Source organism: Roseicyclus mahoneyensis (assembly GCF_003148775.1).
Classification (GTDB): domain Bacteria; phylum Pseudomonadota; class Alphaproteobacteria; order Rhodobacterales; family Rhodobacteraceae; genus Roseicyclus; species Roseicyclus mahoneyensis.
The window spans coordinates 81,573-100,211 of record NZ_QGGW01000002.1 but is presented as its reverse complement, the minus strand read 5'-3'; the positions used below and the strand labels follow the sequence as shown (position 1 = coordinate 100,211).

The 18,639-nt window shown below is 66.1% G+C and carries 21 protein-coding genes and 1 tRNA gene; 11 read left to right on the top strand and 11 right to left on the bottom strand.

Annotated elements, in window-relative coordinates; all coding sequences use genetic code 11:
• Positions 1–43: 43 nt before the first annotated feature.
• From C7455_RS05470 to C7455_RS05450, 5 genes are all read right to left on the bottom strand, one after another.
• Entirely contained in the window at positions 44–652 is a 609-nt protein-coding gene (locus tag C7455_RS05470) for a YkoF family thiamine/hydroxymethylpyrimidine-binding protein (RefSeq protein WP_109666819.1), read from the bottom strand.
• 318 nt (positions 653–970) lie between these two features.
• Positions 971–1,046, bottom strand: a tRNA-Thr gene (locus tag C7455_RS05465).
• A 99-nt stretch (positions 1,047–1,145) separates the two neighbouring features.
• A complete protein-coding gene (locus C7455_RS05460; RefSeq protein ID WP_109666354.1) occupies positions 1,146–2,621 on the bottom strand; it encodes a heme biosynthesis protein HemY in 1,476 nt (491 codons plus the stop codon).
• A gap of 12 nt (positions 2,622–2,633) precedes the next feature.
• Positions 2,634–4,106: a COG4223 family protein gene (locus C7455_RS05455; RefSeq protein WP_109666352.1), complete on the bottom strand. Its 1,473-nt coding sequence runs from the start codon at positions 4,104–4,106 to the stop codon at positions 2,634–2,636.
• An 89-nt stretch (positions 4,107–4,195) separates the two neighbouring features.
• Positions 4,196–4,927, bottom strand: coding sequence for a uroporphyrinogen-III synthase (locus C7455_RS05450; protein WP_109666351.1), 732 nt, complete (start codon positions 4,925–4,927; stop codon positions 4,196–4,198).
• 51 nt (positions 4,928–4,978) lie between these two features.
• Between C7455_RS05450 and tsaD the strand changes: the two genes are divergently transcribed.
• From tsaD to C7455_RS05430, 4 genes are all read left to right on the top strand, one after another.
• Positions 4,979–6,061, top strand: coding sequence for a tRNA (adenosine(37)-N6)-threonylcarbamoyltransferase complex transferase subunit TsaD (tsaD, locus tag C7455_RS05445; RefSeq protein WP_109666349.1), 1,083 nt, complete (start codon positions 4,979–4,981; stop codon positions 6,059–6,061).
• A complete protein-coding gene (locus C7455_RS05440; RefSeq protein WP_109666348.1) occupies positions 6,058–7,002 on the top strand; it encodes an NAD(P)H-dependent glycerol-3-phosphate dehydrogenase in 945 nt (314 codons plus the stop codon). Before tsaD ends, C7455_RS05440 begins: the two co-directional genes overlap by 4 nt.
• A 5-nt stretch (positions 7,003–7,007) precedes the next feature.
• The gene (locus C7455_RS05435; RefSeq protein WP_109666346.1) at positions 7,008–7,421 is read left to right on the top strand and encodes an EVE domain-containing protein; all 414 of its coding nucleotides are present in this window, start codon (positions 7,008–7,010) and stop codon (positions 7,419–7,421) included.
• A 214-nt stretch (positions 7,422–7,635) separates the two neighbouring features.
• The gene (locus C7455_RS05430) at positions 7,636–8,007 is read left to right on the top strand and encodes a VOC family protein (protein WP_109666345.1); all 372 of its coding nucleotides are present in this window, start codon (positions 7,636–7,638) and stop codon (positions 8,005–8,007) included.
• A gap of 57 nt (positions 8,008–8,064) precedes the next feature.
• Here the strand turns inward: C7455_RS05430 and C7455_RS05425 are convergent, their stop codons facing one another.
• The 3 genes from C7455_RS05425 to ahcY all read right to left on the bottom strand — a co-directional run bounded on the left by C7455_RS05425 (position 8,065) and on the right by ahcY (position 10,955).
• On the bottom strand, positions 8,065–8,406 hold the full coding sequence (locus C7455_RS05425; protein WP_109666343.1) for a DUF2853 family protein: 342 nt from the start codon (positions 8,404–8,406) through the stop codon (positions 8,065–8,067).
• Between the two features lie 153 nt (positions 8,407–8,559).
• Entirely contained in the window at positions 8,560–9,561 is a 1,002-nt protein-coding gene (locus tag C7455_RS05420) for a ketopantoate reductase family protein (RefSeq protein WP_109666342.1), read from the bottom strand.
• Positions 9,562–9,569: 8 nt separating this feature from the next.
• Positions 9,570–10,955 (bottom strand): adenosylhomocysteinase, encoded by a 1,386-nt coding sequence (gene ahcY, locus C7455_RS05415; protein ID WP_109666340.1) that lies wholly within the window; start codon positions 10,953–10,955, stop codon positions 9,570–9,572.
• Between the two features lie 161 nt (positions 10,956–11,116).
• Here ahcY and C7455_RS05410 point away from each other — a divergent pair, with 161 nt between their 5' ends.
• The 5 genes from C7455_RS05410 to C7455_RS05390 all read left to right on the top strand — a co-directional run bounded on the left by C7455_RS05410 (position 11,117) and on the right by C7455_RS05390 (position 13,436).
• Positions 11,117–11,380, top strand: coding sequence for an alcohol dehydrogenase catalytic domain-containing protein (locus C7455_RS05410; RefSeq protein ID WP_211315448.1), 264 nt, complete (start codon positions 11,117–11,119; stop codon positions 11,378–11,380).
• A gap of 41 nt (positions 11,381–11,421) precedes the next feature.
• Positions 11,422–11,763 (top strand): hypothetical protein, encoded by a 342-nt coding sequence (locus C7455_RS05405; protein ID WP_109666339.1) that lies wholly within the window; start codon positions 11,422–11,424, stop codon positions 11,761–11,763.
• A 134-nt stretch (positions 11,764–11,897) separates the two neighbouring features.
• A complete protein-coding gene (locus C7455_RS05400) occupies positions 11,898–12,494 on the top strand; it encodes an HD domain-containing protein (protein ID WP_109666337.1) in 597 nt (198 codons plus the stop codon).
• A complete protein-coding gene (locus C7455_RS05395) occupies positions 12,491–12,979 on the top strand; it encodes a GNAT family N-acetyltransferase (protein WP_109666336.1) in 489 nt (162 codons plus the stop codon). The genes C7455_RS05400 and C7455_RS05395 overlap by 4 nt, the downstream gene beginning before the upstream one ends.
• A gap of 43 nt (positions 12,980–13,022) precedes the next feature.
• Positions 13,023–13,436, top strand: coding sequence for a putative signal transducing protein (locus tag C7455_RS05390; RefSeq protein ID WP_109666334.1), 414 nt, complete (start codon positions 13,023–13,025; stop codon positions 13,434–13,436).
• Between the two features lie 3 nt (positions 13,437–13,439).
• Here C7455_RS05390 and C7455_RS05385 read toward each other — a convergent pair whose 3' ends face one another.
• The 3 genes from C7455_RS05385 to C7455_RS05375 all read right to left on the bottom strand — a co-directional run bounded on the left by C7455_RS05385 (position 13,440) and on the right by C7455_RS05375 (position 15,274).
• Complete coding sequence (locus tag C7455_RS05385; protein ID WP_146199935.1) at positions 13,440–13,940, bottom strand: hypothetical protein; 501 nt, start codon at positions 13,938–13,940, stop codon at positions 13,440–13,442.
• Positions 13,941–13,979: 39 nt separating this feature from the next.
• A complete protein-coding gene (locus C7455_RS05380; RefSeq protein ID WP_425450624.1) occupies positions 13,980–14,519 on the bottom strand; it encodes an ActR/PrrA/RegA family redox response regulator transcription factor in 540 nt (179 codons plus the stop codon).
• A 113-nt stretch (positions 14,520–14,632) separates the two neighbouring features.
• The gene (locus C7455_RS05375) at positions 14,633–15,274 is read right to left on the bottom strand and encodes an SCO family protein (protein WP_109666329.1); all 642 of its coding nucleotides are present in this window, start codon (positions 15,272–15,274) and stop codon (positions 14,633–14,635) included.
• A 120-nt stretch (positions 15,275–15,394) separates the two neighbouring features.
• On the opposite strand from C7455_RS05375, the gene regB reads away from it, so the two are divergent.
• Positions 15,395–16,801, top strand: a complete 1,407-nt coding sequence (regB, locus tag C7455_RS05370; protein ID WP_109666327.1) for a sensor histidine kinase RegB — start codon at positions 15,395–15,397, stop codon at positions 16,799–16,801.
• Between the two features lie 108 nt (positions 16,802–16,909).
• Entirely contained in the window at positions 16,910–18,586 is a 1,677-nt protein-coding gene (locus C7455_RS05365; RefSeq protein WP_170119004.1) for a PAS-domain containing protein, read from the top strand.
• The last annotated feature ends 53 nt before the right edge of the window (positions 18,587–18,639 follow it).

Genomic DNA, 18,639 nt, shown 5'->3' with positions numbered 1-18,639 from the left:
GGTTTTTGGAGTGAACGGTCCGCGCGCGGGCGCGGCAGGCGGGTCAGGCAGCGCTCGGCGAGTTGGCCGATAAGGTGACGTCCAGCGCGATGTGCCCCGCTCCCGATCCAAAGCCGGTAAAGGCCTGGTTCAGCGTTTCGAAGACGGGACCGGCATCGCCGCGCAACGCCGTGCAGAAATTCTTGGATCGATCAAAGGTGCCTGATCCCTTCAGGAATTCGATGCAGCCATAGATCTCGTCCATGTGATGGCCGAACCCGAGCGGGTAAAGCGACAGCTGTGCCGCGATCGTCTGCCCGGTACGAGGTGCTGTCATGACGGCGTCACGGCATGCCAGAATGCGCTGCGCAAGGGGCAGGCCGGGTGCGACTGCGGTGGCGGGCGTGCAGATCGGATCATCCGGTTCGCCGGGGCACCCCCGCGAGACTGTGGCGTGCATCGTGGTGTGGACGCCCGACCGGGTGGCGGCCAGAAACAGATCGCGCATGGCCGGAAACAGCACCTCCGGCGGTCCGACCATCAAAGTAGACAGGTGGTCGGTTTCCAGCCTGAGGCGATCGCGCCACGGCTCCAGCGCCTTGATTGCGCCAAGGATGATGTCGACGAAATCGTCGGACATGGGATAAACAGAGACTTGTGCGCCTGAGAACATCTTGACCTCGCTCCGCTGGCATTACCCAGATCAGCTCAAGGGTCCGAGGGCTTGCGCCCTGCATCTCAGCCCCGGCAGTACGGAGCTCCCCTGTATGACTTATGGGTCTCAGGGTTGTGCGCGAAGGTCAAGTGGTTCCGTCGAGCGCGGACCGGCTTATCGGGCACGCTCACGCGTTACGACCTGCGCCACCCTCGGGAACGCCCCAAAGCGCGATCATATCAGTGCATGCTCTCGAGTCGCACCGCAGAAGCTACCGCCATGATCCCTCTGGAACTGGCCGTCCACGCTGTCATCGGATGATTTCGGAGAGAAGAATGGTGCCGCTGAAGGGACTCGAACCCCCGACCCCATCATTACGAATGACGTGCTCTACCAGCTGAGCTACAGCGGCATTCTTCTCTGTCGCCGTCCTACCAGATCCATATCGGGACGAACCCTGACCGATGGCGTGCCGCGGGCTCTTAACAAGCCCTGCGGGGGTTTCCTAGTCCTAATTTCGTACGTCGGCCGGCTCAGGCGACAGGGTGTCCGCATCGGTCACCACCTCGGCCTCGACGCTTTCTTCAGCCGCTGGCGCCTTGTGGTCCCCCAGCGCGCCGACGATCAGGGGCAGCATCTGTGCCGGGCCGATCAGCGCCGCATCGCTTTGCGTAACTTCCTGCCAGCTGAGTCGGTCGAAGCTGTTGCAATGCGCACAGACCGGCCGCCAGTCGGCGTGGATGTGTCCGCAGGCGTCACAGACCCATTGCATGCCGCGCGGCGCTGTGACGGCCTTGGCAAGCCATGCGCGCACCACCCGGTCCTCTGCGCCCGCGCCACGTTCGATCGCTGCCATGATGGTCAAAGACCGCGCCGTCGGGTTGGTCTCGGCCAGATCGCCAAGGGCGCGGCGGGCGGCGGGGAAATCCTCGGCGGCGATCTGCAACTCGGCCTCCAGCATGCGCGACTCTGCATGGTTGGGGTGCTTGGCGATCAGCGGGCGGAACCGCTTGAGCCGCTCGGCCGGTGTTTCGCGCGGGGCGATTTCGGCGAAGGCCGCGGCAATATCGGGATGCGGGTCGGTGTCCCATGCGGCCTTGAGGATCTTGGTCGCGTGTTTGCCCTTGTTGTCGGCGATGGCAAGCCGCGCCGACATGACGGCGGCAGGCACAAGGCCCGGCGCCATCGCCTGCGCCGCCTCGGCGTCGCGCACGGCCTCGGCAATCTTGCCATTGGCCATGGCGTCGCGGGCATGGGCCAGCGCCAGCACCGCGTCGCGCCGCTTGTGCACGTCGCGCGGCAGGTTGCCTGATTTCAGCGCGGCCGCCAGTGTCGCGCGCGCGCCCGACCAATCCTCGTGGCGGGCCTGAAGTTGCAACAGCGTCGTCTGTACCTCTTCGTTCTTCGGGCGGAGCGCCAGCGCCTTTTCGGCCAGCTTCATCGCGGTCTCGGTGTCACCCGACGCCAGTTTCTGCTTCATCAGCCCGCGCACACCGACAAAGCGGGTGCGGTCGTCGGTCACCAATGCCTTGAAGGTTTCGGTCGCAAGCGCCGTGTCGCCCACCATCTCAGCGCCCTGAGCCACGACCAGCTTGGTCAGTTCGGGCCGGCCAAGGTATTTCTCTGCCCGTTCCGCCTTGCGGATCGCCAAGCGACCTTCACCGGCGGCCAGCGCCATCATGCCCTCGGCCAGCGCCTCGTAGCCCTTGCGCTCGGCGCGGCGGTTGAAATAGCGGCTGATCGCCGTCTCGTCGCCGTTGAGAAAGCGCAACGTCGCCACCAAAAGGCCGACCGCGCGGAACAGGAGCCAGACCGCCAGAAGCAAGACCATGGCGCCAAAGACCGCCAGAAGCGGGGTCAACACAAACTCCCGCCCCATCACGGTCAGCGTGGCCAACTCGCCCATCTCCAGCAGCAGACCGGCACCCCATGTCAGGCCCGCGACCAGCGCCATGAAGATCACGACCTTCAGCAAGACCCAAAGCATCACAGCGCCCCCTCAGTTACCGTCACGGGCCAGCGCCGCGCCGAGGGTGGCAAGACCCTCCACAGCGTCGGCGCGGGCTTCGACATCGACCGCCCATGCGGCAAGTTCTGATCGCGCGCTTTCGGGCAATGCGGCCAGTTCGGCCAAGGCGGCCCGCAGGTCGCCCGATCTGACCCCGGCCTCAACCCGGCTGAGTACGGCGTCGGGGTCATCCCCTTCGCGCGGTTCGACCGACCGGCCACCGATCTGGCCCATCACGAAGGCGCCCAGACGGTCCGTCATCGCCTCGCCCGCAGTTTCCTGCAGGGCGGCGGGCAGAGCTGCGCGCGCCAGCGGCGGAAAGGCTGTTTGCAGCGCGTCGAGCGTCGGCACCCCGGTATCGGCCACAGCAGCAAGCCCTTCGGGCACCTCGACCACTTGCGACAGAGCGGCCAGCGGTTCGGCAAAGGGGGCGCCTGTTTCCAGCGCCGCCTGCACCTGACCCACGGCGGCATCGGCGGCGGCACGCGCAACGGCGGCCTGTGCCTGTGCCTCTGTCTCTGCAATCGCGGCGGCGGCGGCGGCCTCTGCCTCGGCTGCAGCAGCTTGTGCGGCCTCGGCGGCGGCTTGCAGGGTTGCGGCCTGTTCGGCAGCTGCGGTGCGTTCAGCCTCCAGTTCGGCCTCCAGCCGAGCGGCGGCTTCAACGGCGGCGGCGCTGTCGGCGTCGACATCGCCACTGAATACAGGACGATCCTCAAGCGTCGTGACGCGGGCGGTCAAAGCTTCGAGCGTCGCGGCAGCGTCGTCGATCCGGGTGCCAAGCGCGCCGATCTGATCCAGAACCGGGGTCAGGTCGACCTCGGGCATGACGGGGGTATCAGGCGTGGCCGATTCAAGTTCGGCCACCCGAGCTTGCAGGGCGGCCAAAGTCTCGTTCGGACCTTCGAGCGCGGCCGTGAATGCCGCGCTTTGATCGCTGTCACCCTGTGCTGTCGGCAACCAGCCCATGTAGGCCGCGCCATAGCCGATCCCGGCGGCGATGATGCCCCCCAGCACCAGCGGCACGACCCCACTACGACGCTCAGGCAGAGGCGCAGGCGCAGGCGCCGAGGGTGGCGGTGGCGGTGCGGGCCGCTCGGGTTCGGCCTGTACAAGGGTTTCATTGGTCTCGGCCGGTTCGGAGATGATCTCCGCATCCTCGATGCTGGTGTCTTGGGTCACGATGCTGTCATCGCCAGCGCCGCCGGTGACACTGTCTTTTGCCGCGTCTGCGTCGGTCGTGGTCTGCTCGGCGGCTGTCGTCGGGTCGGTGTCGCTGGGCGCCCGTGCCTCGGCGCTTTCTTCGACGCTGTCATCGGGACGGATGGTGTCGGTCTCCGGCGTCATGGTGAGCGAATCGGTGGCGGCCTCGACGGTCTCGGGCGATTGCGCCTCGAGGGTGTCATTCTCCGCCGCGCTGCCGCTTTTGCGTGTTCCGCCTGAGCTTTTCGAGCTTCCCCGTGCCACGTCACCCGTCCTTCATCTGTCAATTTCAAAACTGTCCAGCGTGCATGACAGCCGAGTCAGTCAAAGCCTAGACCAGCGTGACATGCGCCTCAAGCCGGGGTTTGCGGTGATATCAGCGCACCTACAGCCTGCATCATTGCCTCTGCATCCGGTGCTGCGGCCAGTGTAGCTGTCCGGGCAAGCCTGTCCGGCAGGGCATCGCGCGCGGCCGCGCTGATCGTCACCGGACGGAGGTTGGCGCCGACTGGGTCCGCGGCCTCGGCAAACAAGCGGGCGCTGCGCGGCGAGAACAAGGGAACGACGATGGGCCCGTCATGGGCCAGTGCAGCGGTGAAAGCGGGGCCCGGCGAGATGCGCCGCTGGTCGTAGATCGCGCGGCCCTCAGCCCTCAGCCCCGCCTTGTTGAGCCCTTCGGCCACATCGCCCCGCGTGTGCGCGCCGTGCAGGTGCAACAACCGCCCCAAGGGCCGGGCGTCAGCCATCAGCGCCACCAGCGCCGCCGCGTCGCCGCCTGCGGACATCGCCTTGAGCCCCGCCTCGCGCGCGGCCTGCGCGGTGCGGTCGCCCACACACCATGCGGGCAGGTTGCGATCGCCGGTCAGGTCGGCAAAGACCTCCACCCCCGCCGCCGAGGTGAAGATCAGCGCCGCGACATCCTCCAGATCCAGCGTCGTGACCAAGGGCACGATCTCCATGAGCGGCAGGATTGCGATCTGCATCGGACCGAATTCCGCCCGCAGCATCGTGGCAAACCGTTCAGACGCCGCCCGCGGTCGGGTCAGCAGGACAAGCGGGGCAGGGGGGCTGGCATTGTCAGACATGGGGGCGAGTGTTACCTGCCCGGGGACGACCTGACAACGAGCGCCCCTTGCATGTCTGCGCCCCTGACCATTCTTGGCCTTGAATCCAGCTGCGATGACACAGGTGCGGCGATCCTGCGCCGGTCGGGCGGCGCTGTGGCGATCTTGTCCAACGTGGTGGCCAGCCAGACCGATCTGCACGCGGCCTTTGGCGGTGTCGTCCCCGAGATCGCCGCCCGCGCCCATGTCGAGAAACTGGACCTGATGGTCGAACAGGCGCTGGCCGAGGCGGGCGTGGCGCTAGCCGGGATCGACGCCATTGCCGTGACCGCCGGGCCGGGGCTGATCGGCGGCGTCTTGTCGGGCGTCATGGCGGCCAAGGGGCTGGCCATGGGGTTGGGCAAGCCGCTGATCGGCGTGAACCATCTGGCGGGCCATGCGCTGACGCCGGTGCTGACCGACGGGTTGGGTTTTCCCTTCCTGATGCTGCTGGTCTCGGGCGGGCATTGCCAGTTCCTGCGCGTCGATGGCCCGCAGGCGTTTCAGCGCCTTGGTGGCACCATCGACGATGCCCCCGGCGAGGCGTTCGACAAGGTCGCGCGTCTGCTGGGTCTGCCGCAGCCGGGCGGGCCTGCCGTCGAACGTGCCGCAGCCTTGGGCGATCCGCGCCGCTTCGACCTGCCGCGTCCGCTGTTGGACCGGTCGGGGTGCGACCTGAGTTTCTCGGGCCTCAAAACTGCCGTGCTGCGCGCCCGCGATGGGGTCATCGCGGACAAGGGAGGCATGACCGAACAAGATCGCGCCGACCTGTGTGCCTCGTTTCAGGCCGCGATTTCTGATGTGCTGGCGGAAAAATCACGCCGCGCGCTTGCGGGACAGGCCCGGTTGACCGGCTTTGCCGTCGCGGGCGGCGTGGCGGCCAACGCGTCCCTGCGCGCGCGTCTTGAACGGGTTGCGGCGGCTGCGGGCCTGCCCTTTGTCGCGCCGCCGCTGGCGCTGTGCACCGACAATGCCGCGATGATCGCCTTTGCGGGTCTTCTGGCCTTCGAGGCGGGGCAGCGTGATGACATGACGCTTTCGGCCCGACCGCGCTGGCCGCTCGACACCGAGGCCGCGCCGATGATCGGGTCGGGGAAAAAGGGCGCCAAGGCATGAGCGCGCGGCTCGACATCATCGGCGCAGGGGCCTTTGGCACGGCTTTGGCGATCACATATGCGCAGGCCGGGCATGAGGTGACGCTTTGGGCACGCGAGGGTGCGGCGGCGATGCAGGCTATGCGGGAAAACGTCCGCCGTCTGCCGGGCCACACTTTCCCCGAGGGGCTGCGCGTCACCGGCGACCTGTCTGACCTGACCGCCGAGTGCGCCCTTCTGGCCCTGCCGACGCAGACGCTCGGGGCCTTTCTGGCGGGCACGCCCTTGTCGGCCCGCACGCTGATATCTTGCGCCAAGGGCATCGATGTTGCGACCGGCCTTGGCCCCACGGGCCTGATCGCGCGCCATACCGTTGCAATGCCCGCGCAACTGACCGGCCCCAGCTTCGCAGTCGACATCGCCGCGGGCCTGCCCACTGCCTTGACACTGGCGTGCGCCGATGACGACACCGGTGCCGTGTTGCAGACGCGCCTATCCACCCCGCATCTGCGGCTGTACCGCACCACCGATGTGATCGGCGCGGAACTGGGTGGCGCGCTGAAGAATGTCATCGCCATCGCGGCGGGTGCGGTGATCGGAGCGGGCTATGGCGACAGTGCGCGGGCGGCTTTGATGACCCGTGGCTTGGCCGAAATGACGCGCATCGCCGTCGAGGCCGGGGCGCAGGATGCGACGTTGACAGGCCTGTCGGGTCTGGGCGATCTGATCCTGACCTGCGGCTCGGACAAGTCCCGCAATTTCCGCTACGGCTTGGCCCTTGCGCGGGGTAAGACGCTGGGCGACGATCTGACGATAGAGGGGTTGCACACAGCCCGCGAGATCGCCGTGCGCTACGGGGAAGAGATGCCCATCGCCGCCGCCGTCGCGGCGCTTGCCGATGGTCGGGCCGATGTGGCGCATATCGCCGAGATGCTTTTTAACCGCCCCCTGAAAGCGGAGTGAGACCGATGCGCCACTGGCTGTTCAAATCCGAACCCGATGCCTGGTCTTGGGACCAGCAGGTGGCCCGTGGCGATGCGGGCGAGGAATGGTCGGGTGTGCGCAACTATCAGGCGCGCAACTTCATGCGCGAGATGGACGTGGGCGACCGGGGGTTCTTCTACCACAGCCAGACCGACAAGGCGGTGGTCGGCATCGTCGAGATCATCGCCCTAGCGCATCCCGACAGCACCACCGACGACCCGCGTTGGGAGTGTGTGGACCTCAAGGCGGTTGCCGCCCTGCCGATGCCCGTGACGCTCGACCAGATCAAGGCGCGCGCGGATCTGGCCGATATGGTGCTGGTGAAGAATTCTCGCCTGTCGGTGCAGCCGGTGGCAGAGGCCGAATGGGCGATCATCTGCGAGATGGGCGGTACCTAGCGCAAACCCCCCAAAAAAACGGAGGGTCCCGACCCCTCGGGACCCTCCACCACCCACGCGCCCACTCGCTCCGCGTGTTGATATGTCGGGCCCGTCCATCCTGGTCAGGCATGGGCAACGATTAGCCGAAGCAGGCCCGCCGCGCAAAGAAATTGCCCGTCGCATTCGAAGCGCTTTTTGCACAAACTTGCGCGGTCATCCGAAGGGACATGCCATGTCGCCGCCGCTGGGCCGGATCCTCCTCTACACGCGGCAGATCGACGAGATGGCTGCCTTCTACGCAACCCATTTCGGCTATGCCGCCCATACGCGACCGGGCGACCGCATCACCGAATTGCGCCCACCCGCAACAGGCGGCGTCACGCTCATGCTGCACCCGCTGGGCAAGGGGCAGAAAGCCGGACAGGTTCTGGTCAAGCTGGTGTTCGACGTGGCGGATGTACCGGCATTTTGCCAAGCTGCGGCGGCGAAGGGCCTGATCTTCGGCAAGATCCACGACGCGGACGGCTATCACTTCGCCAACGCCCGCGACCCCGCGCAGAACCCGGTTCAGGTATCCAGTCGCGCCTTCGCCGCGCCGCACTGAAAAGGGCCCGCAACCGGCTTTTGGTGCGAGCCCTTCGGCAGTCGATAGCGCCCGGCGTCAGCCGTAGACGCTTTCCTTTTTGAAATGCTTGGTCAGCATGTAATAGACCACTGCGCGATACTTGTTGCGCTCGGACTTGCCGTAGGTCTCGATCACGCTGGCGATGGCCGCGTCAAGCTCGGGCCCGTCTTTCAGACCCAGCTTCTTGACCAGGAAATTCTTCTTCACCGTCTCGATCTCGCCGGGCTGGCTGCCCGCGACGGTCGATGCATCGGCATCATAGATCGCCGGGCCGCAGCCGATCGTGACCTTGGTCAGCAGCGCCATGTCCGGGTCCATGCCGCACTTGGTCTTGAGATCGTCCGCGTAGCGCGCGATCAAGTCGTCCCTCTTACCCATCTTGTTCTATACTCCGCTTGCAACTGGTCGCGGGCGGCCCGTGCCGGTCCAACCCCGGCGAGACGTTACCCGAGGCGGAGGGCTGTCCAAAGAGTTTATTTTCCAGCCTTCGTTTTGCGTCTCGATGTTGGGCAAGTTGCCGTCCGGCCTGGGTCAGGCCGACAACGCAACCTTGCGCCCTGCGCACCAATCCGCAAACAGCGCCGCGAGGCCGGCGGCATCGACATGTCCGGGCGCGACGCGCGCATCGGCCATGGCCGCGCCAAGCCATGTCAGGAAGGCGTTGACCGGGGTTTGGACCCCGTGCAGCCGGCCCAGATAAGCGATCTCGCCGTTGAGATAATCGGTCTCCACACGCCCGGTGCCGCGCAGCAGGCTTTGCGTGGTCGATCCACCGGAACGCGCAGCCCCCGGGATATCACCCATCCGCATCAAGGCCTTGCGCCGGGGATCGTCCATCCCGACATCGTCCCAAGCCAGCCCGGCGGCGCGAAACACCGCCTCCGCCTCGGCCCTTGCGCGCGCCGGGAAATCCCCGCGATCCGCACCGCGCCCGACCGCCGCCTCTAGGCAATTTCCGAGGTTGACCAAAAGCTTGCCGCGTTTGCTGGCCATCACGTCTTGATGCACGAAACCGCGCATCTGCGCACTGTCGAACAGCGCCGCAAGCCGCGCGTCATCGTCATCGGAGCCCCCAGGAAACCGCCCGATGTCGAACAGCCCAAGCTTGGGCGTCCCGTAGCACAAGACCTCGCCCGGATCGGTGAATCCGGCAGGCATCATCACCGTCACGCCATGCACGTTGGGAAACAGCCGCAAGGCCATCGGCTCGTTCGAAACGCCATTTTGCAGGCAGAACAGCGGTTGGTCCCGCACCCCGGCCAGCCGCAGGCATTGCAGCGCATCCAGACAATCCTGCGTCTTCATCGTGAGCAAGATCAGGTCATCGGCGCGAAATGCGATCTTGCCGGGGTCTGCGACGCAGGGCACCTGTGCCTCGACATCGCCATCGGGCGTGCGCAACTGCAAGGGCCCCGACTGCAACACCGCCAGTTGCGCCCCGCGCGCGATGCCGATCACCTCGTGACCGGCCCGCGCGAGGGCTGCTGCAACGACGCCACCGATGGCGCCGACCCCGTAGATGATGACCCGCATCCGCCCGCTCAGTAGCGGTAATGTTCGGGCTTGAACGGCCCTTCTTGCGCCACGCCGATGTAATCGGCCTGATCCTTGCTCAGCGGCGTCAGCTTGACCCCGATCTTGGCCAAATGCAGCCGCGCGACCTTTTCATCCAGCACCTTGGGCAGGACATAGACCTTGTTTTCATAGGCCTCGTTCCGCGTCCACAGCTCGATCTGCGCCAGCACCTGATTGGTGAAGCTGGCCGACATCACAAAGGACGGGTGGCCGGTGGCATTGCCGAGGTTCAACAGACGCCCCTCGGACAGCAGGATGATCCGGTTGCCCGAAGGCATCTCGATCATGTCCACCTGTTCCTTGATGTTCGTCCACTTGTGGTTGCGCAGCGCGGCCACCTGGATCTCGTTGTCGAAATGCCCGATGTTGCCGACGATCGCCATGTCCTTCATCGCGCGCATGTGCTCGATGCGGATCACGTCCTTGTTGCCGGTGGTGGTGATGAAGATGTCGGCGCTGTCGATCACATCCTCCAGCAGCACGACCTCGTAGCCGTCCATCGCGGCCTGCAGCGCGCAGATCGGATCGGCCTCGGTCACCTTCACGCGGGCACCCGCGCCGCGCAAGCTGGCGGCCGAACCCTTGCCAACATCGCCATAGCCGCAGACGACCGCGACCTTGCCGGCCATCATCGTGTCGGTGGCGCGGCGGATGCCGTCGACCAGCGATTCCTTGCAGCCATACTTGTTGTCGAATTTCGACTTGGTGACGCTGTCGTTCACGTTGATCGCCGGGAAGGGCAGGCCGCCGGTTTTCTGCAGCTCATACAGGCGATGCACGCCCGTCGTCGTTTCCTCGGACACGCCCTTGATCTGGTTCTTCATCTTGGTGAACCATCCCGGGCTTGCCGCCATCCGCTTCTTGATCTGGGCCTTGATGACCACTTCCTCGTCCGATTGCGGCACGGGGATGATCTCCTCGCCGGCTTCAGCGCGCGCGCCCAGCAAGATGTACAGCGTCGCATCGCCACCATCGTCGAGGATCATGTTCGGCCCCTCGGGGAACATGAAGGATTTGTCGAGGTAATCCCAATGCTCTTCCAGCGTCTGGCCCTTGATCGCGAACACCGGGATGCCCGCCTTGGCGATGGCGGCCGCCGCGTGGTCTTGCGTCGAGAAGATGTTGCACGAGGCCCAGCGGACATCGGCACCCAGATCCACCAGCGTCTCGATCAGGACGGCGGTCTGGATCGTCATGTGAAGTGAACCCACAATCCGCGCGCCCTTGAGCGGCTTTTTCGCGCCGTATTCCTCGCGCAGCGCCATCAGGCCGGGCATCTCGGTCTCGGCGATGTCCAGTTCCTTGCGACCATAGTCGGCCAGGGTGATGTCTTTGACGATGTAATCGGTCACGGGCGTCTGTCCTCGAATGACTGTAAACTTTGAGCCGCGACTTAGCACCCGTTCCGCAATGCGGCAATGGCAGGCGGCGCGCGCGCCTTGATCCGTGTCATGGTTCCAACAATGGGGCCGTGCATCCTGAAGGCTCGGTCGCCCCGCAGAAGATGACCGCCATGTCCCTTCCCAAGACGATGAAAGCCGCCGTCGTGCCCGCGCTGGGTCAACCGCTCGACATCCGCGAGGTGCCGGTGCCGCAGATCGGGCCGGGTCAGGTTCTGATGCGGGTCCGCGCCTCGGGCGTCTGCCACACCGATCTGCACGCCGCCGAGGGCAAGGTGGCCGCCCAGTTCACCTGGGACCGGCTGGAAAACATCAACGCCATCTTCGACCGCATGCGCTCGGGCACCATCGACGGTCGCGTCGTGATGGAGATCTGACATCCCTTGTCTATCGTGGCCGCGCGCGCCATCCTCGCCCGATGACCGGTCCGCACCCCAATCCGCTCCGACACCGGGCCCCGGCGGTTGTCGCCGCGGCCCTTTGCCTTGGCGCGACCCTCCTTGTCGCCCGCCAGAACGCGATGCGCGGCTATCCCGACGGCCATTTGACGCGCTTCGAAGCCTGCATGGACCCCGGTCTCGCCCTCCTGCCGCCCGCCCTCGGTCTGGCCGCGCTTGTCTTTGTCCTTGTCGCGATCTGGCCCCGTCACGGGCGCACCGCAAGCCTCCTTGTGGCGCTCCCCGTTCTCGCCGCGCTCGGCCATGTTGCGGTCGCGGCGCTCCACAGGTGCCGGGGTCTCGAAAACGGCTGGGGCGGCTGACCCCGCGCCTCCCATCTTTGCTTTCCAAATACCTCGGGGGTCGTCGTTGTCGCGCCATTGGTCCGAGAGACAATGACGACGGGGCTGGCCCCCAATCCGGCAGATGCTATCAAGCGCCAAGCCCGGAGGTCGCCATGCCCAAATCGCCCCCCCGTGCCTGGCAGCGGATGCTGTCGGGCCGCCGCCTCGACCTGCTCGACCCCACGCCGGTCGACATCGAGATCGAGGATATCGCCCATGGCCTCGCCTTCGTCGCGCGCTGGAACGGTCAGACGCGCGGTGATTACGCCTATTCCGTCGCCGAGCATTCCTTGCTGGTCGAACAGATCTGCGGTCGGCTCAAACCCGACTGGCCCGCGAAATGGCGGCTGGCGGCGCTTCTGCACGACGCGCCCGAATACGTGATCGGCGACATGATCAGCCCGGTGAAATCCGCGGTCGGCCCCGGCTACGGCGCGCTCGACGACCGGCTGACGGCGGCGATCCACCTGCGCTTCGGCCTGCCCGCGATGTTGCCCCCTCAGGTCAAGACGCTGATCAAGCGCGCCGACAAGGTCTCGGCCTGGCTCGAGGCGACACAATTGGCAGGCTTCGCCCCGCCCGAGGCTGACCGCTTTTTCGGCCACCCCGACCCCGCCCTGACCGAGGGCCTGTCTCTGGTGCTGCGCCCGCCGGTCGAAACCCGCGACGCCTTCACCGCACGCCACGCTACCCTGATGGAGGCCCTGTGATCCACATTCGTCCGGCCCATGACCTTGATGCGCGGGACATGGCCGCGATCTTGTCTCAGATCATCGCCATTGGCGGCACCACCGCCATGACCGGAGAGATCGACAGCGAATACATCCTCGGCCGGATGCGCACCGCACCCGACGCCTCGGCCTGGCACGTCGCCGAGACGCCCGAAGGCGAGATCTTGGGCTTCCAATGGATCGCGCCGCATGACCTTCTTCCGCCCGAGGCCTGCAGCATCGCCACCTTCGCCAAACCAGGCCGGCAAGGCATCGGGATCGGGTCCAAACTGTTCGAAGCTACAAAAGCCGCCGCCCGTGTTCTGGGCTACCGCTGGATGGACGCCAACATCCGGGCCGACAACACCAGCGGCCTGACCTATTACCAGTCCCGCGGGTTCGAGGATTACGGCCGGATCGACCGCTACCGCATGGCCGACGGCCACGTGGTCGACAAGATTCTGAAACGCTACGATCTGCGCTGAAGCCGTGCTTGACGCTCTCATCCGCGCCTGACACCGTGGTGCCATGACGACGATCAAGGGCTTTCAGCGCGTCGCCTCGGCCTATGACGCGACCGAGATCCGCCTCGCCGTGGCGGCGCTGGAGGGGGCGGGCTATATCGCCATCACGCCGGGCCTGATCTTGAACCACATGGCGCCGCAGCGCAGCTTTGCCTTCGGCCCGATCTCGATCCTTGTGCCCGAGGCGGATGCCGAAACCGCCCGCGCCTTGCTCAGGTCGATCCAGACGGAGACCATGACGGTTCTGGAAGATGCCCCCTTCGGCCCGGAGGAGGACGAAGATGAGGTTGACCTGCCCGCGGACTGCACGCTTTGGCGCAAGCTGCTTGATGCGCTTGGCTTCGGGCTTGCGGGCGTGTCGCATCCGCGCGACCGGCTCAGCGTCGATGACCCGCCGCCCCGCATGCCTGAGGAGTGACGCCTAGCGGAAGAAGCAGGTTGTCCCGGCCCATAGCAGGCGGATTGCCGCGTCATCCTCGGTCAGCAGGCCGAAGACATCGCTGCGCGAAAATTCCGTGCCCAGCGATGTGATCTGGAAACTGACCTGCGGCATCTCCAGCCGGGGTTGACCCGCGCGGAACCCACCCGCCACCGGCAGATTGCGGTCGCCATTGGTCCAGCCGACGAACTGACCATCTTGGAAATTCAGCGTCAGCCCGTCATCCCATGACGCTGACGTCACCGGCCCCGCCCCACATTCCGCATTTGTAGTGATGGTATCAGGCCCCTCGTCCAGGAGCCGCGAAACAGTGTCGATCACGCCCGCCTGCGCGCGGCCGAAATCGATCCGCAACTGGCTGACAGTGGGCTGGATGCCACGGGCATCCAGCGTCAACACGGGCGGCTCAGGTTCACGCGGGGTGGTCACGCAGGCCGACAGGGCCAGCACCACGGCAAAGGTCATTACGGCACGAAGGTGCATCGGTCTCTCCCGACTCAGGGCAGCGGTTCGGGGGTTCTCTTAGCGCGGGCTGCGCTTGGCGAGAATACGTTGCAGCGTGCGACGGTGCATGTTCAGCCGCCGCGCCGTTTCGCTGACGTTGCGGTCGCACAGCTCGTAGACACGCTGGATATGTTCCCAGCGCACCCTGTCCGCCGACATCGGGTTTTCGGGCGGCGGCGGCATTTCTTCCTCGGTCGCCAGCAGGGCAGAGGTGATGTCATTGGCATCCGCCGGTTTCGACAGGTAGTCGGTGGCCCCGATCTTGACGGCCGCCACGGCCGTGGCGATCGCGCCATAGCCGGTCAGCACCACAATCTTGCAATCGGGCCGCCGCGCGCGCAGCGTTTCCACCACATCCAGCCCGTTACCGTCTTCCAGCCGCAGATCGACCACCGCATAGGCGGGCGGGCGGGCGGTGGCGATGGCCTTGCCGGCCGCGACCGAAAGCGCGGCCTCGACCTCGAAGCCGCGCTTTTCCATCGCGCGTTCCAGACGGCGCAGAAACGGCTCGTCGTCGTCGACGAGCAGCAGGGATTTATCGGGTCCGATATCCCTCATATTGTGCTCCTCCGACATGCGGCGTCTCCTTCCACCCGTTAAGCGGTTGAACCTTCTTACAGGCAATCGTCACAAAGGGTCAATTTGCGACGCGATGGCGGTCTGTCCAGCCTTCAACCGGCTGCATCGACAAAACATTCCGTGCGCTCGGCCATCTGCTGTGGCGTGGTTTCACGGTTGAAGAACTCCACAAAGCCGTGGCCGGGCAGGACCAGATAGGTGAAGGCCGAATGATCCACGAGGTAATAGGGGTCATCGCCCACGCGGTTGATCCGGTAGAACACCCGGTAGGCGCGGGCGGCCGCATCGGTCTGCTCGGGCGTACCGGTCAGGCCCAGCATGCGCGGATGCACGTTTTCGGTGAAGGCCGCCATAACCTCGGGCGTATCGCGCTCGGGGTCGACCGAGATCATCGCCGGCTGGACGCTGTAGCCGTCAGCCTCGAGAATATCGACGGCCTCCGCGTTGCGCACAGTGTCCAGCGGGCAGACATCGGGGCAGAAGGTGTAGCCGAAATACAAAAGCGTGGGTTCCGTGATGACCTCAGCATCGGTCACCGTCTCGCCGGTTTCCGTGACCAGCGTGAAGGGCCCGCCGATCTGACCGGCCCCGCCCGCCACGACGCTTTCGCGGCACTGACCGAAGGGATCAGCCGAGGCGTTTTGCCCGGCCTGCCCGAGGTAGACGGCGACGGCAGCACCGATCAGCAAGATCCCGATCAGCGCGGCGGAGGCGATGGCATAGGCGCGGGTCATAAGAGGTCCTCAATGGCGTGGGGCGCGTCGCGCGCCAATCCGGTCGGCGGTGCAAGTTGAATACCTAAGCCCTGCGCCCTATCAATTCACGATCCGCCGCCTGTGACAGAAAGCCCCCCCATGGCAAATGCCATCCAAGACCCCGCGCTCGACCTCGTCAGCCAAGATGCCCGCAGCGATTGGGTCCGGCTGCGCACGCTTCTGGTGCTGCGCTGGCTGGCCATTCTGGGGCAGACGGTCACGGTAGTCATTGCCTCGCTGCATCTGGGGCTGAGGGTCGAACTGGGCCTGTGTTTCCTCGCCATCGGGGCATCGGTCATTTCGAACCTGATCGCGATGACGATCTTTCCCGAGAACCAGCGCCTCAGCGACCGCGACGCGATGCTGACGCTGCTCTTTGACCTGTCGCAGCTCAGTTTCCTGCTGTTCCTGACCGGCGGCTTGAACAACCCCTTTGCGCTGCTGATCCTTGCGCCGGTGACGATCTCGGCCACGGCGCTGACGGTGCGGTCGACCGCGATCCTCGGGCTGCTTGCCATCGCCATGATCTCGCTTCTGGGCGTGTTCCATGTGCCACTGACGACCGAGGCGGGCGAGATCTTGCAACTGCCCGACCTTTTCGTTCTGGGCTTCTGGATCTCTATCGTGATCGGAATCGTCTTCCTGTCGGCCTATGCCCGACGCATCACATCCGAGACGCACTCCATGAGCCAGGCCTTGCTGGCGACCCAGATGGCGCTGGCGCGTGAGCAGAAGCTGACCGATCTGGGCGGTGTCGTGGCCGCCGCGGCGCATGAGCTTGGCACACCTCTGGCCACCATCAAGCTGGTGTCGACCGAACTGGCCGAGGAATTGCAGGACCATCCCGAACTGGCCGAGGATGCCCGCCTTATCCGTCAACAGGCCGACCGCTGCCGCGACATCCTGCGGTCGATGGGCCGGGCTGGAAAGGACGACCTGCACATGCGACAGGCCCCTTTCGGCGCGGTGGTGCGCGAGGCCGCCGAACCCCATGCTACGCGCGGCATTGCGGTGCACTACGATTTCCTTGCCGATCCCGGCGCGCCCGAAGGCCAGCCGATCATCCGCCGCAAGCCCGAGGTGATCCATGGTCTGCGCAACCTCGTGCAGAATGCCGTTGATTTCGCGGCGACCCAAATCTGGGTCGATGCGAGCTGGGGCGGGGGAGAGATCCGGTTGCGCATCACCGATGATGGGCCGGGTTATCCGCAGGACTTGCTGGGGCGCTTGGGCGACCCGTTCCTCAGCCGACGCGCCCGCGCCCAAAGCCCGGCGCGGCCCGGCTACGAGGGGATGGGTCTTGGCCTGTTCATCGCCAAGACCCTTCTGGAAAGGTCGGGCGCACGGGTGAGCTTTCTCAACGCCTCCGATCCTTTCCTGTCGGCCGAGGACAAGGAAGAGCGGGGCGGTGCCATCGTTGATGTGGTCTGGCCGCATTCGGCCATCGGCGTGCCGCTCGACGAAGCGGTCGGCCCCTTGGGCGAGAACCGCCCCATCGCCTCCTGAGCCTGCCGCGTGTCGTCAGGAACTTCAGCTTTAACGCAGCGTTAACCCTTTTTGCCGCAGGGTCTGTCCGGGGCATATCGGAAAGACGCGGGCATGCAGGACCTTGCGATGAACCTCGGCCTATATGGCAGTGTGAGCTTGCTCAGCGCGGCGCTGGCCTTGATGGCTACGGGGTATTGGGGCGGTGGCGCACCGGTGCGGCGTCGCGACGATGCGCGCCCGATCTTCGCCGACGCCCCCCGACGTTACGAATTCCGCGAGGGGTATCTGATTTCTCCCATCGATCCTGACGATGCCTTCTTGCCATCGGATGTCGACCGCAGCGCGGCGCTGGCCGATCTTGCGCGTGGGCTTGCGCCGTTGAACCCCGACCTGCCCGCCCGGCTCACGGCGCTCGCCCGGCGGGGGGAGGCCTTCGTGCTGTGCGGCAGTTTCGGGCCCGACGCGCTGTCCATTGCCGGCCGTGCCGAGGGGGACAGGATGGTGCTGACCCTCGGCCCGACCGAAGGGGGCACGGGCCGGCAGGTCATCGATGGCCCCGTCCTGCAGGCGCTTCAGGCCGAGGCCGAAGATATGCGCCATGCCCTCGACCTTGGCCGCGCTGCCATCTGGACCGAGGACGATCAGGGCCGCGTCCTGTGGGCCAACGGTCCCTATCTTGCGCTGGTGGAACGTCTGTCGGGCACAGAGGGCGGCCCGCTGCCTTGGCCGGTGCCGCATCTCTTTGCAGACCAGCTTGACCCGATGCCGGAACCCGGCAGCCTGCGCCGGTGCCGCCTGCCTCTGCCTGAAGGCGACGCGGTGGACCGCATCGCTACCGCCGATGGCGGGCTGTGGTTCGAGGTCGCGGTGCAGCGTCAGGGGGTGGCAAACATGTGCTGTGCCACCCCCATCGACAGATTGGTCGCGGCGGAAACCTCGCTGCGCAATTTTGTGCAGACCTTGTCCAAGACCTTTGCCCACCTTCCGATCGGGCTGGCGATCTTTGACCGGCGGCGCGAGTTGATGCTGTTCAACCCGGCGCTTGTCACGCTGTCCACGCTATCGCCCGAATTTCTGTCGCGCCGCCCCGGCCTTGTCGCCTTTCTCGATGCGCTCCGCGACCGCCAGCGCATGCCCGAGCCCAAGAACTACCGTGGCTGGCGCGACGAGATCGCCCGGCTGGAACAGCGCGCCGAGGAAGGCACCTATCAAGAGCTTTGGACCCTGCCCGGCGGGCAGAGCTTTCGGGTCATCGGCCGTCCGCACCCCGATGGGGCGGTCGCCTTCATGTTCGAGGACATCACCTCCGAGGTGACGCTGACCCGCGGATTCCGGGGCGAACTGGACCTGTATCATTCTGTCTTCGACGATCTTCCCGGCGCCATGGCGATCTTCTCGGGCGAGGGGCGTCTGGTTCTGGCGAACAAGGGCTATGGCGCGCTGTGGTCGGTCGAACCGGCCCAACAAATCGGCGTCCTGTCGATCACCGAGGCGACGCGGCTGTGGCAGGCCGCCTGCGTGCCCACCGGCATCTGGGGCGATATCCGCCAGTTTTCCGCCCACAAGACCGACCGCAGCTCATGGGCCGAGGATATCACACTGCGCGATGGCCGCCGCCTGATCTTGCGGGTGGCGCCGCTGGCGGGCGGTGCGATGTCCATCCGCTTTCTCGATCCCGATGCGGATGCGGCCACCGGCATCGCGCGCTTCACCCGCGCAGCCCGTCCCTCGCCCGCCTCCGGCCTGCACGAGGTCGCCGAGGATCAGGTTCTGTTCCGGGGACAGCGCCTGTCCGGGGATTGAGCGCATCAAGGACCGCCTGACGCGCGGTCCTGCGTTGCAGCCGCTAGGCAAGT